The sequence below is a fragment of the Tardiphaga sp. 172_B4_N1_3 genome (genome assembly GCF_052076035.1).
Lineage (GTDB): Bacteria > Pseudomonadota > Alphaproteobacteria > Rhizobiales > Xanthobacteraceae > Tardiphaga > Tardiphaga robiniae.
Genome location: NZ_CP197238.1, coordinates 3833688 through 3849174, shown reverse-complemented (window position 1 = coordinate 3849174; position 15487 = coordinate 3833688). Strand labels below are relative to the sequence as shown.

Here is a 15487-nt window from a genome sequence, read left to right as displayed (position 1 = left end):
TTCCGTTGCCGGGATAATTGGGTCATCCCCGTTCAAAGACAATCTGGCCATTTGTGACATGACTGTCTATAAATTGGGGACAGTCAGGAATGCCCCATGGATAAGCTCAACAGCCTGCGCGCCTTCGTCAAAGTCGTCGAACTCGGCAGCTTCTCCGAAGCAGGGCGGCAGCTGCGGCTGTCGCGCTCGGCGATCTCCAAATATGTCGGCGAGCTCGAACAGGACCTCGGCGTGCAATTGCTCAACCGCACCACGCGCCATGCCAGCGCGACCGAGAACGGTCAGGCCTATTTCGAGCGCGCACTGACCATCCTCGCCGATCTCGATGCCGCCGATCAGGCGGTGGCGCAGGCGCAATCGACGCCACGCGGATTGCTGCGCGTCAATGCGCCGATGTCGTTCGGCACGCTGCAACTCGGCCCGGCGATTGCCGACTTCATGGCGCAGTGCCCAGAGCTGCAGATCCAGCTCGTGCTGTCGGACGATCAGGTCGACCCGATGCAGGGCGGTTTCGACGTGACGCTTCGCATCGCCGATCTGGAGTCTTCAAGTCTCATCGCGCGAAAAATCGTCGCCATCGATCGCGCGGTTTGCGCGTCGCCGGACTATCTCAAGCAGCATGGCACACCGAAGCTGCCGGAGGATCTGCGCAGCCACGCGCTGCTCACCTATGGCTTCCTACTCACGGGCAATCAGTGGAAGCTGACCGGCAGGGATGGCAACGATCACTGGATCCAGCCGAGCTGGACGCTCTGCGTCAACAATGCTGAAGTACTGCGCGATGCCGCGATCAAGGGCAGGGGCGTCGCGCTGCTGCCGACCTTCATTGCCGGCGATGCATTGCGCGCGGGCGCTCTGCGCAGCGTGCTCAATACCTACGAAGCGCCGCCGCTGACGCTCTATGCGATCTATCCGCCGACGCGGCACCTCGCCGTGAAGGTGCGCCTGTTCATCGATTTCCTGGTGGCGCGCTTCAGCGGCGTGCCGGAGTGGGATGAGAAGCTCTAGCGCCAGATCGCACGCATGCGGGAATTGATATCCATACGCACACCCTGCGCCGCCCCGCGCGCGGAATCGGCGGCGGCGACCTGCGGCCAGGTCGTGCGTTCGAACAGGCCGAGCAGCGCTTCCGGAATGAAGCGGGTGCGTGACGCATAGACGTGGCGGTCACCTTGTGCGTGCTGGCCGTGGGTGAAGAAACGCTGCGGTACCATCAGATGCAGATCGTCCTTGGCGCGCGTCATCGCCACATAAAGCAGCCGGCGCTCTTCCTCGATCTCCGCTGATGTCCCGGTGCCCAAATCCGACGGCATGCAGCCATCGACCACATTGAGCACATAGACCGATTTCCATTCCTGCCCTTTGGCGGAGTGGATCGTCGAGAGGATCAGATAGTCTTCATCGAGCAGCGGCACGCCGGACTGATCGCTGGTCGCGTCCGGCGGATCGAGCGTGAGTTCAGTGAGAAAACGTTCGCGCGACGGATAGCCTGACGCGATCGCTTCGAGCTGGATAAGATCGGCGCGGCGCGTCAGCGAATCCTCGTAAATGCGATTGAGATGCGGCTCATACCAGCGTCGCGCCAGTTCCAGTTCGGCGGGCCAGCCCGCACGGCGTGACTTGATCTCGCTGATGACCTCGACAAAGCCGCGCCAGTCGGCTGCTGCGCGCGGCGGCGCCGGCGCGTGAGCGAGGGCGTCGATCGGATCGGGTGCCGCGATCATGTGATCCAGCGCGCGCTGTGCGGAAGCTGGCCCCACACCGGGTAGCAATTGCATCAGCCGGAAACCGGCGACCCGGTCACGTGGGTTCTCCACGAAACGCACCAGCGCCAGCATGTCCTTCACATGCGCGGCGTCGAGAAATTTCAGGCCGCCGAATTTGACGAATGGAATGTTCCGCCGCGTCAGCTCCACTTCGAGTGATCCGCTGTGCGACGACGTCCGGAACAGCACGGCCTGTTCCTTCAGCTTCATGCCGCCTTCGCGATTGTCGAGCACGCGCGCGACGATGGCGCGGGCCTGATCGGTCTCGTCCCGGATGGTGACGAGTTGCGGCTTGGCGGAGGAGACGCGGTCGGTCCAGAGATTTTTGGTGAAGCGCTCGCGCGCAAGATCGATCACGCCATTGGCCGCCGCCAGGATCGGTTGCGTAGAGCGATAGTTGCGGTCGAGCGTGATGATGTCAGCCGGCGGGCTGAACTGCCCGGGGAAATCCAGAATGTTGCGTACGGTGGCAGCGCGAAACGAATAGATCGACTGCGCGTCGTCGCCGACGACGGTGAGGCCCGCCCCGTTGGGCTTCAAAGCCATCAGGATCGCCGATTGCAGGCGATTAGTGTCCTGATATTCGTCCACGAGCACGTGATCGAAGCGACCGCCGATATCGCTAGCCAGTAGCGGTTCGCTCGCCATCTGCGCCCAGTATAGAAGCAGGTCGTCGTAATCGAGCACGTTCTGCTTCTGCTTGGCTTCGACATAGCCGGCGAACAGTTCGCGCAGCTCGGCTGACCACGTCGCGCACCATGGATAGGATGCGCCGAGCACCTGATCCAGTTCGGTCTCGGAATTGACGCAGCGGGAGTAGATCGCGAGGCACGTGCCTTTTGTCGGGAAGCGCGTCTCGGTTTTGGAGAAGCCGAGTTCGTGCCGGACCAGATTCATCAGGTCGGCGGAATCCTCGCGGTCGTGAATGGAGAAAGCGGGATCGAGTCCGATCTGTTCGGCATAGTCCCGCAAGAGCCGCGCGCCAATGCCGTGAAAGGTGCCGGCCCAAGCCAGTGCGTTGGTCATGACGCCGGCATTGTCGCCCATCACTTGGCGCGCGATGCGCTCGACGCGGCGGCTCATCTCGCTGGCCGCGCGCCGTGAGAAGGTCATCAGCAGGATGCGGCGCGGATCGGCGCCGTTGACGAGCAGATGCGCCACGCGATGGGCGAGGGTGTTGGTCTTGCCGGAACCGGCACCGGCGATGACCAACAGCGGAGCAGACGTGACGCTGTTCCCATGCGGGAACACGCCATGCTCGACGGCACGGCGTTGTTCTGGATTGAGGGCGTCGAGATAAGAGGCTTGAGCGAGCAAGGCATGTATCCGAGGTGACGAATCACGCTCGCTGATTCCCGCTTTGTTCGCAATGGAAGAGCGGCGTGCCGAAGCGCGCCGCCGGAAGAATTACGCCGCCCGCACTTCGCGGAGGAACACATCGACCTGCGTGCGGAGGTCTTCGCCGTTGCGTGACAGGTCCGCGGCCGACTCCACCACGCGCGACGCGGCGAGGCCGGTCTCGCGGGCGGCGTCATTGACGCCGGCAATGTTTTGCGAGACCTCGCCGGTGCCGCGGGCGGCTTCGGCGACGTTGCGGGCGATTTCGAGCGTGGCTGCGCCCTGTTCCTCGACGGCGGCGGCGATGGCGCTTGCGATCTCGCTGACGCGGCCGATGGTCGAGGTAATGCTCTGGATCGAACCCACCGAGAGCTTCGTGGCACTCTGAATCGCGCCGACCTGTGCCGAGATTTCGTCCGTTGCCTTCGACGTCTGGGTGGCCAGTGCCTTCACTTCGGAAGCGACGACGGCGAAGCCGCGGCCGGCTTCACCTGCGCGGGCCGCTTCGATGGTGGCATTGAGTGCGAGCAGGTTGGTCTGCGCAGCGATCTCGCTAATCAGCTTGACGACGTCACCGATCTTCTGCGCGGCCTCCGCAAGACTCTGCACCTCGCTATTGGTGACGTTGGCCTGCGATACCGCATCGCCGGCGACGCGGGCAGATTCGTTGACCTGCTGTGCAATCTCGCTGATCGAAGCATTGAGCTCCTCGATAGCAGCGGCGACTGCCTGAGCGCTCTGCGTGGCCTCCTCGGATGCTGCCGCGACGGCTGCGGTCTGCCGGGTCGATTCCTCGGCGGTGGCCGCCATCGATTGCGCGGTTGTGCGGAGTTCGCCGGCAGCCGAACCAACGGCGGTGACTACGGTACCAACGCTGCCCTCGAAGCGCGAGGCGAGAGCACTCATGGTGTCGCGGCGATCAAGCTGGGCGCGCTCGCGCTGCTCTTCCTGGGCGGCGCGCAGCTGCTCGGTTTCGATCAGCCCGGTCTTGAAGATTTCGACGGCGCCGGCCATCGAGCCGATCTCGTCCTTGCGGCCTGCACCCGGCACCGCGATCGTGTGATTACCGCCCGCAATGGTCCGCATCGCAGTTTCGAGTGCGCGGATCGGCTTCGCCATCGAGCGGCCCATGAAGGTTGCGATGGCACCGGCGAGCAGCAGCACGCAGGCAGAAATGATGGCCAGCCAATTCAGCGAGGATCGCATCAGGCTGTGATATCCGCTGGTATCACGGGTGATTTCGAAGACGGCGATGTTGTCGCCCGAAAAGCTCTTGATTGCGCCGAAGGTCGTGGCAACGGGCTTGTTGTCGAGTTCGCCATATTGGGTCACAACTTCGCCGGCAAGCGCGCGACGCAGCATATCGACACCCGGAGCAGCCGACTTCAGGGTGGACGCCAGCGTCTTGCCGGCCTGGCCGTCGATCTGGTGAATGCCGACATCGACACCGAAACGCGACTTCATGGTGTCGACGAAAGTCTTGCCGAACGGAGCGCCGACATCGATCGTGCCGAGAATGGTATCGCCATCCATCGCCGGTGCTACGCCAAAGACGTTGAGCGCATCACGGCCGGGCTCGATGCCGCCGACCGACTTCTTGCTGGTCATCGCCTGCACCACCATCTTGCGGCGCTCGGAAACGTTGTCTCCGAAGGTGCCGGGATTGTGGATGCGGGCGAAGCTGATGGCCGGCGGTGTTTGAATGGTGATCAGTTCGAGGCCGCGCGGCTTGATACGCTGATGGGCCTCCTTCAGATTCGCGAGCGCACTGGCACGATCGTTCGCCTTGATGGCGTCCTTGATCGGCTGTGACGACGCGATCGACTCGGCAACTGCGAGCAGCGTGCGCGTTTCGGCATTCAGCGCTGCCGTGAGATTGGCGTAGTCGTCATGCGCTTCGCGACTAAGGGCTGTGTCGATGATCGCCTGTTGCTGCCACATGCTGAAGGCAGCGAGCGCGCCGCACGATCCGGCAGCGACGAGCGTGATGGCGACAATCATACGTGCTGAAATAGAATTGAGTGCTTGCATCGACATGCCCCTTGGACCGCGACAAGCAATTTTGCTGCGGCACTGAAATTCCACGTGAAAATAGGGAAGCCGAGTGAAGGAGCCCTTAATTACCTCTGATGTGTAGGTATCCTGGTATCATGATTCCATTATGCCGCAGCAGATTTTGGCTTCGGGCGATGCCAGCATCAGTCGGGATCGAATGTGCGACGATACTAGTGGAGCCGAGACGAGCCATTCCCCGGCGCAAGGCACCGGTCCACGTGCGAGAGAAGAACTGCTGATTTGAGGGGCTTCTGGAGGCGACAGACGGCGCCGAGCTCGGTGGACATCGCGAGAAAATCGGGCGCGAACACGCCTGCTGGTGAGGCCGCGTGACCTGACATGACGATGATCGGGATCTCCGGACGGCACCGATGCGCCAACTTCATCGTCTCCAGCCCGTTCATCCCGGGCATGAAGATATCGATGATGAGCAGATCGAAATCCGCGTTGCGGAGAATGTGGCGCGCGCGCGGGCCGTCACTCGCGCAGGTGACGCGGTGGCCTTCGCGCTCAAGCATCAATTTGGTGAAGATCTGAACGACCTTGTCATCGTCGACGATCAGGATGCTTGCCATCTGCCGGTCCCCCGGATGCCGTCGCGCCAGTGCGGAGCATGGTTGTCTGGTTACGCACGCATCGCTACATGCCACGTTGCAAATGTGGCTTCTCGTTAAACGCCGCATCGAGCAGCGATCTGTGGACCTGAATATGTCCGTCATAGCTGACGAAGCCGAGCTTACGAAACTTGTTCATGAAGAAGCTGACGCGCGACCGCGTGGTGCCGATCATCTCCGCCAGCATTTCCTGACTGATGTCGATATCGATGGGATGGCTGGCGCCTCCCTCGCCATAGTGAGCGAGGATCAGCAACAGGCGCGCGAGGCGCTTCTCGCTTGAATTGAACAACTGATCGATCAAGTCTTCTTCGATGCGGTTGTTGCGCGACAGAAGATAGGCGACGAAGAATTCTGCGAAAGCCGGCTCGTCGCGCAGATGGGCGAGCATCGCCGACTTGTTGATGGTAACGATCGTGCAGTCTTCCATCGCCGTCGTTGTGACGGTGCGCAGCGGATGACCATTCAGGCAACCTTCACCGAGGAACTGTCCGGGTTCGAGCAGGCCGACGACGGCTTCCTTGCCTTGTTCAGACAGGACCGTGAGCTTGATACGTCCGCTCAGGATGTAGCAAACAGAATCTGCCGTCTCACCCTGACAAAAGATGTTCTGGTTTTTCTTGTAGTCGGTCGTGACCCTTCCGATGCCGGGACAGGTCAGAAAATACGGCGCATCGAACTCGGCTACAGCAGGAACCTTCAAGGCAGCTAGCCGTGTCATCGCGAATCTCCGGAGATCGATCTTTGCAGGTCAGCGTAAATCTATTCAGGGTTGTATTGTTCCCGCCAGATCTAGTTAAATTGCCGGCATAAGAGATCAAAACGCACATGCGTGAGTGGGAGGATTGATGGGGTCATCAATCCCGATGTGCATATAGATACCACCAGGCGCGTGAGGCGGCGTAGTTACGTCATCGGATTCACTGCCTTGAAACAACTTCCCTCCATGTTGCTACGCAACTTAACGCGCAGATCGTCTGTCATGTCCGCAACACACGCTGCCCTCGAATTGCGAGGGTTAACGAAACGTTTCGATCGGCCAGCTGTCGACGGACTCGATCTCACGGTTCGTGCTGGCGAGTTCTATGCGCTGCTGGGTGCCAACGGAGCCGGCAAGACGACGACATTGCGCATGGTCGCGGGATTGCTGCGTCCCGATGCCGGATCGGTGTCGATACTTGGTATCGACGCGCTCGCCGATCCCGTTGCAGCGAAACAGATCATGGCCTGGGTCTCCGACGAGCCGATGATCTATGACAAGCTGACGCCGCTCGAATATCTCGAATTCGTTGCCGGTCTATGGGGCTGCGATGCTGAAACGGCCGAGCGCACGTCGCATGAATTGTTGGCATCGCTAGGTCTTGGTCCACATCTGCATGAGCGATGCGAAGGCTTCTCCAAAGGCATGCGCCAGAAGGTGGCGCTGGCCGGTGCGCTGGTGCATGAGCCGCAGCTGATCATTCTCGACGAACCTTTGACCGGGCTCGATGCCGTGTCGGCGCGTCATGTCAAAGGCCTGCTGCAGGATCGCGTGAGCTCCGGCTGCACCGTGATCATGACCACGCATATTCTCGAAGTCGCCGAACGCATGGCCGACCGGATCGGTGTGATCGCCGCAGGCAGGCTGATCGCCGAAGGTACGCTTGCCGACTTGCGTCAGCAGAACGGACAGGGCGACACCAGCCTCGAAGACATGTTCGTGGCCCTGGTGGACGGCGCGCCGGTTGCCGCATGACACCATCCGCCAGCGTGATGTGGTTTGCCGGCCATGAAGTCCGGCTGGCGTGGCGGGAGATGCTGGGCATGCTCACGGCGGGCCGTCGCTGGCGTCCGCGCAGCGTTTCGCTTCTGCTGATTGTCTTCGTGATCTTCCTGCATTTGCCGGCCTATGCGGTGGTCGGCCGTTTCGCAGATGTGCAGACGCCGCTCGATCAATCGACGGCGATTGTCATCACCGCCAGTATCTTCCTCGCCTGGGCGCTCGTTTTGTCGCAGGCGATTGAGTCCGTCACCCGCGTATTCTACGCGCGTGCCGATCTCGATCTCATCATGTCGTCGCCGGCGCCGCTCACCAACCTCTTCTCCGTCCGCATCGCAGCCATCGCATTGACGGTGACCCTGATGGCGGTGCTGCTGGCGACGCCGTTTGTCAACGTACTGGTGATTGGCGGCGGTGCACGCTGGTTCTCCGCCTATGCCGTCGTCATTGCCATGGGCCTTTCTGCATCGGCATGCGCCATCGCCATCACCGTCGGATTGTTTCAGCTCTGCGGTCCTGCGAAAACACGACTGGTCGCGCAGATTATTTCAGCTGTGACGGGCGCAGGCTTTGTCATCGCATTGCAGGTCGCGGCGATTCTCTCTTACGGCACGCTGTCGCGTTTCGCCGTGCTGACCTCCGACGCCGCAGCTGCCTTTGCGCCGGAGGCAGACAGCATCGTGTGGTGGCCCGCGCGCGCGATGCTCGGCGATATCGCAGCACTGGTGCCGCTGCTGGCGGCCGGGTTGATCCTGCTCGGACTGACGATGGCGATTTTTTCGCCGCGATTCAGCAACTACGTGGCCAGTGCCGCACCATTGGCGCAAGTTCGACGCAAGAAAGTCGCAAGACGGTTTCGACCGGGCTCTCGACGTAACGCCTTGCGCCGCAAGGAGTTTATCCTGTTGTGGCGCGATCCGTGGCTGGTCTCGCAAACCCTGATGCAACTGCTGTATCTGTTGCCGCCAGCCCTGATGCTGTGGCGCAGCTTCGGCGAGGGGGCAGGCGCGTTCATCGTGCTGGCGCCAGTGATCGTGATGGCAGCGGGTCAGCTTGCCGGCGGCCTGGCCTGGCTGACGATCTCCGGTGAGGACGCTGCGGATCTGGTCACAACCGCGCCGCTTCCGGCAAACACGATCATCACGGCCAAGGTCGAAGTCGTGCTGGTGATCATCGCCGTGGTGTTCACGCCAATGGTCGCGGGTCTTGCGCTCGTCTCGCTGCGGCTTGCCGCGGTGACGGCATTGGCGACCGTCGCGGCGGCCGCCTCGGCGACAGCCATCCAGCTCTGGTTCAGGGTGCAGGCACGGCGCAGCCAGTTCAGGCGACGTCAAACGTCATCGCGCATCGCGACCTTCGCCGAAGCCTTCTCGTCGATCGGCTGGGCTGCGACGGCGGCGCTGGCACTGGTGCTGCCGATTGCCTCTGTGATCTCGGGTGCCATGACGGCAGGTCTCATGGCGCTGACGTGGAAGATTAGTCCTGTCAGGACCTGAAGCAACAAAGCCACCCGCGGATACGGGTGGCTTTGAAACTAACAACGGCCTCGAGACGACGATCAGGCCACCATCGACATCGACATCGGCGCGATGGCGGGGGTGGCTTCGCTAAAAACCTCTTCCGTGACCACGATAAAACGCACCAGCGGCGTCGGGCCGAAATTGGTGGAGATCGCTACGTCAGCGGCATCGCGACCGCTGGCCATCACGATGCGCCCGATGCGCGGATGATTGTGACGCGCATCGAATGTGTACCACTTGTTTCCGAGATAGACTTCGAACCAAGCGCTGAAATCCATCGGCGCGGGATCGATGGGCACGCCGATATCGCCGAGATAGCCGGTACAATAGCGTGCTGGAATGTTCATGCAGCGGCACAGCGTGACAGCGAGATGCGCGAAGTCGCGGCACACGCCGATACGCTCTTCATGACCTTCAAAGGCTGTACGATCGTTGCGAGCATGGTGATAGCCGAACTCGATGCGTTGATGCACGTAATCGACAATGGCCTGGACGCGCGCCGCGCCGTCTTCGATATGGCCGAACAGCGACCAAGCCAGATCGGATAGCTTCTGCGTGTCGCAATAGCGGCTGCCGAGCAGGAAGACCATGACATCGTCAGGCAGTTCGCCGACCGCCTGCAACGGCCCTGATGGCGGAGCCGCATCCGGCAGCCCGCTATCAGAAATCAGAAAGTCATTCTTGATTTCGATCAGTCCGAGCGGTGCGACGATGCGCGTGCAGGTATTGCCGAACATGTCGAGATAGTCATGCGCCTGTACGTCGTGGGAAAACTGGATGCGGTGTGGGCTCTGCAAATCCTTCGCGCGCGAAGGATGAATACTGAGCATCAGGATCATAGGTGTTTCCTGCAAACACTGGAAAGCGATGTCGTAGCCCGCGCGAATCTTCACTTTTACGTCTCCACTAACTCGGCAAATCAGGAATTCATCGTTGCCAGACAAGTGTAGTCACCAAACATCGTTCCGAGGTTCAGTGACAGGAATGTGCAGAAAATGTGGGCAGCGAGGCCGCGCCGGCCCCGCTGCGCCATAAGCTATTTCTTCAGGGACAACAGCAGCAGCGAGCGGGCAGTTACCTGATACATATGGCCGAACGGGAAATCCTCGCCGCCCTTCGTATCGGGAATGTTGGTATCCACCAGAAGTTCCCAGGCCTGTCCGCCAAACGCTTCGGGCATCGTGAAATCGACCAGTCCTTCGAAGCCGTTCAGGATCATCAGCATGGTCTGATCCTCCGCCGGCTTGTGAATTCCGGTCTTCTGCGCGCGGCCGTCCAGCAGCATGCCGAAGCATTTCATGTTACCGTCTTTCCAATGTGCGTCCTGCATCGGGCCGCCATTGGCGTTGATCCAGGTCACGTCGCGAACATCGAGGTCGGGATCGTGTTCGCCGGTCAGGAAGCGGCTGCGGCGCAGGACCGAGCAGCCCCCGAGCAGCTTGATGAGCCGCTTGGTGAAAGCGAGCAGGTCTTTGCCCTCAGTCGTCAGGCTCCAGTTGAACCAGGAAATCTCGCTGTCCTGGCAATAGGCATTGTTGTTGCCGTTCTGCGTGCGGCCGAATTCGTCGCCGCCGAGCAGCATCGGCGTGCCCTGAGAGAACAGCAGCGTCGCCAGCATATTGCGCTTCTGGCGCTCGCGCAGGGCGATGATGGCCTTGTCGTCGGTCGGGCCCTCAAGGCCGCAATTCCATGAGGCGTTGTTGGAGGAGCCGTCCTTGTTGTTCTCGCCATTGGCCTCATTGTGTTTCTCGTTGTAACTCGCCCAGTCGTTCAGCGTGAAGCCATCGTGGGCGGTGACGAAATTAATGCTGGCCCAGGCGCGGCGACCCTGATGGTTGAACATGTCCGCAGACGCGACGAGACGCGGTGCCAGAGCCGAGACCGGCGCTTTGCCGCGCCAGAAGTCACGCGCAGTATCGCGAAACTTGTCGTTCCATTCCGCCCAGCCGGGCGGGAAACCGCCGACCTGATAACCACCGGGGCCGATGTCCCAGGGTTCGGCGATCAACTTCACTGTCGTCAGCAATGGGTCCTGATCGACGGCTTTCAGGAAGCCGCTCTGTTCGGTGAAGCCATAGACTTCGCGCGCCAGGATGGTGCCGAGATCGAAGCGGAAGCCGTCGATATGCATCTCCCGCACCCAGTAGCGCAGGCTGTCCGCCACCATCTGGATGACGCGGGCATTGGACAGGTTCACTGTGTTTCCGGTGCCGGTGTCGTTGATGTAATAGCGTGGCTTGTCCGGAAGCAGCCGATAATAACTGGCATTGTCGATGCCCTTGAAGGACAGGGTCGGGCCAAGCTCGTTGCCTTCGGCGGTGTGATTATAGACGACATCGAGGATGACCTCGAGCCCGCCGGCATGCAGCGCTGACACCATCTCCTTGAACTCGCGCAGCGAGTTCGGCACGTCCGATGCGTAGCGCGGATCGGGCGCAAAGAAGCCGATGGAATTGTAGCCCCAGTAGTTCACCAGCTTCTTGTTCAGCAGATAGTCGTCATTGATGAAAGTATGGATTGGCAACAGCTCGACCGAGGTGATGCCGAGGCCGCAGAGATAATCCACCACAGGCCTGCTGCCGAAGCCGGCATAGGTGCCGCGCAATTTTTCGGGCACGTCGGGATGCAGCTTGGTGAAGCCCTTGACGTGGGTCTCGTAGATGATGGTCTGGTCCCATGGCACCGGCTGCCGGCCGGCCTCGCCAGCCCAGTCGAAGTCGCGATCGACAATCACGCATTTCGGCATGAACGGGGCGGAGTCGCGTTCGTCGAAGGTGGTGTCGTCGCCGCTCTCCATGTTGTAGCCGAACACGGCCGGATTCCATTCGAGCTGCCCGGCATGGGCGCGGGCATAGGGATCGAGAAGCAGCTTGTTCGGATTGAAGCGATGGCCCTTTTCCGGCTCATAGGGGCCATGGACGCGATAGCCGTAAAAGGTGCCGGGGCCGACGTCGGGGATGTAGCCGTGAAACACCTCGTCGGTATATTCCGGCAGCTCGATTCGCGTTTCCTTGTCGCCGTCGAACAGGCAGACCTCGACCTTGGTGGCATTGGCCGAGAAGAGCGCGAAGTTGGTGCCCTTTCCGTCCCAATGCGCGCCAAAGGGATAGGGGAGACCTTCTTCGACTACTCTGTGCGTCACGATTGCCCCACTGTCTGGTGATGAAAATGCGCGGGATAACTGCGCCGCCGCATTTCCGTTGCAATGCAAACAGGCTGTTTCGGAATATATCTTGGCCTGCGAGGGTCGCTAGCCCGGAGTTTTGCTTATGACCGACGTCTCCCATCACAAACGCATCGCATTGCTGGGCGCGCCAGTCGAAGTCGGGGCCTCGCAGCGCGGGACCTTGATGGGGCCGGCGGCCATGCGGACGGCAGGCCTGGGGCCGCTGCTGGAAGAGCTTGGCTTCGAGGTGGAAGACCACGGTGACCTCATGCCACCGTCTGTGCCTCTGTCGACCGATGCGCCGCCGGAGAATGCCAAGCATTACCGTGTGATCCAGAGCTGGATCCAGGCGCTGAGTGCGCGTGCCTACACGCTTGCCAAATCGGGCGCGCTTCCGATCTTCGTGGGCGGTGATCACAGCCTGTCCATGGGATCGGTCAATGGCGTGGCAAGGCACTGGCACGAGCAGGGGCGCGAATTGTTCGTGCTGTGGCTCGATGCGCATGCCGATTACAATACGCCGCACACGACCATCACCGGCAATATGCATGGCATGTCCGCGGCCTTTCTGTGCGGCGAGTCCGGTCTGGATGGACTACTCGGCGCCGAGCCGCGCGCATCGATCACGCCCGATAATCTCGACCTGTTCGGCATCCGCTCCATCGATAAGCTCGAGAAAGAGCTGGTCCACACGCGCAAGGTGGCCATCGCAGACATGCGGCAGATTGACGAGTTCGGTGTTGGCGTCCTGATCCGCCGCGTCATCGAGCGGGTCAAGGCGCGCAACGGCGTGTTGCATGTGTCCTTCGATGTGGACTTCCTCGATCCCGCGGCAGCGCCCGGCGTTGGCACCATGGTGCCCGGCGGCGCCACCTATCGCGAGGCGCATCTGATCATGGAGCTGCTGCATGATTCCGGGCTGATGTGCTCGCTGGATGTCGTCGAGCTCAATCCGTTTCTCGACGAGCGCGGGCGTACCGCACGGGTGATGGTCGAGCTGGTCGGCAGCCTGTTCGGGCAGCAGATCACCGATCGGCCGACACCGAGCAACGCAATTATACCGCCCGGCTAGTTCACGGTCGGCAAAACCTCGATTGGTTCCGGGCTCTCGCGCGCGTTACGCATGACCGTTTTGTCATGTTCTCGGAACTAACCCTGCAGCGCGGGATTGCTACCTCATGGTTCACACACGAGGAGCACGTCATGATTAAGCATCTTGCCATCATCGCCGTTGCTGCGGCGGGCATCAGCAGCGCAATTCCAGCCAAGGCCCAGGACATCGGCGTGGGCGTCGGTCCGGGCGGCGTGACGGTCGGCGCCGTCGGCCGCGACCGCTATCGCGACGACTATGACCGCGGTTACTACCGTGATCGCCGTGATCGCAACGAGACCGTGATCATCAAGCGCAGCCGCGACCGTGATCGTGGCTATTACGATGGCGGCGTTGAACGTCGTACTGTCATCGAACGCTACTAATATTGCGCCGAACGAGAGGCGGCCCTTCCTCGGAAGGGCCGTTTTTTCGTGCGTGAAGGAAGCCTCAGAACATTGAGTGACATAACTATGGCAACTGCAGCGACAGTCTGGTGGCAGGCCGGTACCATCTATCAGATCTATCCGCGGTCGTTTCAGGACTCCAACGGAGACGGCATCGGCGATCTGGCGGGCATCGTCGGCCGGCTTCCCTATCTGCGGCAACTTGGCATCGACGCGATCTGGTTGTCGCCGATCTTCCCGTCTCCGATGGCAGACTTCGGGTATGACATCGCCGACTATATCGGCGTCGATCCGATCTTCGGTACATCGGCCGATTTCGACGCGCTGGTGGCTGCGGCTCACGGTCATGGTCTGAAGATCATTCTCGATCTGGTGCCGAACCACACCTCGGATCAGCATCCGTGGTTTATCGAGAGCCGATCGTCGCGCGATAATCCCAAACGCGATTGGTATATCTGGCACGATCCGAAGCCGGACGGTAGCGCGCCGACCAACTGGATGTCCGAATTCGGCGGCAGCTCCTGGCAGTATGACGAGGCCACAGAGCAATATTACTATCACGCCTTTCTCGACAAACAGCCGGACCTGAATTGGCGCAATCCAGCTGTTCGCAACGCCATCTATGAGGTGATGCGGTTCTGGATGCGGCGTGGTGTCGACGGCTTCCGCGTCGATGTGATCTGGCATCTGATCAAGGACGAAGAATTTCGCGATAATCCGACAAATCCGAATTTCACGGCCGGGCGCCCGCCACACGAGGCTTTCCTGCCGCTCTATTCGACCGATCGGCCGGAGACGCTGGACGTGGTCGTCGAAATGCGCCGCGTTGTCGATGAATTCGACGATCGTGTGCTGATCGGCGAGATCTATCTGCCCTTCGATCGGCTGGTCGCCTATTACGGCAGTGACCTGTCGGGCGCTCATCTGCCGTTCAACTTCGCGCTGCTCTCTGCGCCGTGGAATGCTTTTGCCATCAGCGAATTGATCGCGCGCTACGAGGCGGCACTTCCGCTTGGCGCCTGGCCTAACTGGGTGCTCGGTAATCACGACCGGCCGCGCGTCGCCAGCCGGGTTGGCATGGCTCAGGCGCGCGTCGCCGCGATGTTGCTGCTGACGCTGCGCGGGACGCCGACGCTATACTACGGCGACGAAATCGGCATGAAGCAGGTGCCTATTGCGCCGGATCAGGTTCAGGATCCGTTCGAAAAGAACGTGCCTGGGATTGGTCTCGGCCGCGACGGATGCCGCACGCCGATGCAATGGGGTGCCACCGAGCATGCGGGTTTCACGACCGGCGAGCCCTGGCTGCCGCTGGACACGGACTACCACCATCAGAATGCGGCTGCTCTCGCGGCCGATCCCCATTCGATCCTCAGCCTCTATGTGAAGTTGATCGAGTTGCGCAAGCACATGCCCGAACTGGTATTCGGCGGCTATGAGCCTGTGGACGCTGCGGGTGATGTGCTGGCCTATCGGCGCGTCTATGACGGGCAGACAGTTCTGATCGCCCTCAACCTCGGCGGAGAGCCGGCGTCACTGCATGTGGGAGGCGGCGAAATATTGCTGGCGACGGGACTCGATCGCCATGGTGAGAATGTTTCGGGCGCGCTGGAATTATCGGGCAATGAAGGCGTGATCGTCAGGCTGCGGTGAGTAAATTGCACCGCCATCATGCCTGGGACAAGCCCGGGCATGACGCGAATTTAGTGTAAGGCGTATAAAAGCAGAAGGCGCCGCCGATGTCTCGGCGGCGCCTTGATGCTTGCGAGGCT

At 61.2% G+C, this 15487-nt stretch carries 12 protein-coding genes; 6 read left to right on the top strand and 6 right to left on the bottom strand.

The annotated features are described in order from the left end of the window. Window positions 1-96 precede the first annotated feature (96 nt). Window positions 97-1008, top strand: a complete 912-nt coding sequence (locus AB7783_RS18260; RefSeq protein WP_441278405.1) for a LysR substrate-binding domain-containing protein — start codon at window positions 97-99, stop codon at window positions 1006-1008. Here the strand turns inward: AB7783_RS18260 and AB7783_RS18255 are convergent. From AB7783_RS18255 to AB7783_RS18240, 4 genes are all read right to left on the bottom strand, one after another. Then, window positions 1005-3083, bottom strand: coding sequence for an ATP-dependent helicase (locus tag AB7783_RS18255; protein WP_441278404.1), 2079 nt, complete (start codon window positions 3081-3083; stop codon window positions 1005-1007). The genes AB7783_RS18260 and AB7783_RS18255 overlap by 4 nt on opposite strands. A 90-nt stretch (window positions 3084-3173) precedes the next feature. Continuing rightward, the gene (locus AB7783_RS18250; protein ID WP_093757355.1) at window positions 3174-5135 is read right to left on the bottom strand and encodes a methyl-accepting chemotaxis protein; all 1962 of its coding nucleotides are present in this window, start codon (window positions 5133-5135) and stop codon (window positions 3174-3176) included. Between the two features lie 194 nt (window positions 5136-5329). Then, window positions 5330-5734 carry a response regulator gene (locus tag AB7783_RS18245; RefSeq protein WP_320445433.1) on the bottom strand — a complete coding sequence of 135 codons (405 nt, stop codon included), beginning with the start codon at window positions 5732-5734 and terminating at the stop codon, window positions 5330-5332. A gap of 64 nt (window positions 5735-5798) precedes the next feature. Further along, window positions 5799-6494, bottom strand: a complete 696-nt coding sequence (locus AB7783_RS18240) for a Crp/Fnr family transcriptional regulator (RefSeq protein ID WP_309943519.1) — start codon at window positions 6492-6494, stop codon at window positions 5799-5801. A 225-nt stretch (window positions 6495-6719) separates the two neighbouring features. On the opposite strand from AB7783_RS18240, the gene AB7783_RS18235 reads away from it, so the two are divergent. After that, window positions 6720-7508: an ABC transporter ATP-binding protein gene (locus AB7783_RS18235; protein WP_441279724.1), complete on the top strand. Its 789-nt coding sequence runs from the start codon at window positions 6720-6722 to the stop codon at window positions 7506-7508. After that, a complete protein-coding gene (locus AB7783_RS18230) occupies window positions 7505-9028 on the top strand; it encodes a permease (RefSeq protein WP_441278403.1) in 1524 nt (507 codons plus the stop codon). The genes AB7783_RS18235 and AB7783_RS18230 overlap by 4 nt, the downstream gene beginning before the upstream one ends. A 62-nt stretch (window positions 9029-9090) precedes the next feature. On the opposite strand, the gene AB7783_RS18225 is transcribed toward AB7783_RS18230, so the two are convergent. Continuing rightward, on the bottom strand, window positions 9091-9945 hold the full coding sequence (locus AB7783_RS18225) for a transglutaminase-like domain-containing protein (RefSeq protein WP_441278402.1): 855 nt from the start codon (window positions 9943-9945) through the stop codon (window positions 9091-9093). 143 nt (window positions 9946-10088) lie between these two features. Further along, on the bottom strand, window positions 10089-12194 hold the full coding sequence (glgX, locus tag AB7783_RS18220; protein ID WP_441278401.1) for a glycogen debranching protein GlgX: 2106 nt from the start codon (window positions 12192-12194) through the stop codon (window positions 10089-10091). 127 nt (window positions 12195-12321) lie between these two features. Here glgX and rocF point away from each other — a divergent pair, with 127 nt between their 5' ends. From rocF to AB7783_RS18205, 3 genes are all read left to right on the top strand, one after another. Next, window positions 12322-13290, top strand: coding sequence for an arginase (rocF, locus tag AB7783_RS18215; RefSeq protein WP_441278400.1), 969 nt, complete (start codon window positions 12322-12324; stop codon window positions 13288-13290). Window positions 13291-13421: 131 nt separating this feature from the next. Further along, on the top strand, window positions 13422-13694 hold the full coding sequence (locus AB7783_RS18210) for a hypothetical protein (RefSeq protein WP_089265966.1): 273 nt from the start codon (window positions 13422-13424) through the stop codon (window positions 13692-13694). Between the two features lie 87 nt (window positions 13695-13781). After that, entirely contained in the window at window positions 13782-15368 is a 1587-nt protein-coding gene (locus AB7783_RS18205) for an alpha-amylase family glycosyl hydrolase (RefSeq protein WP_441278399.1), read from the top strand. Window positions 15369-15487 lie beyond the last annotated feature (119 nt).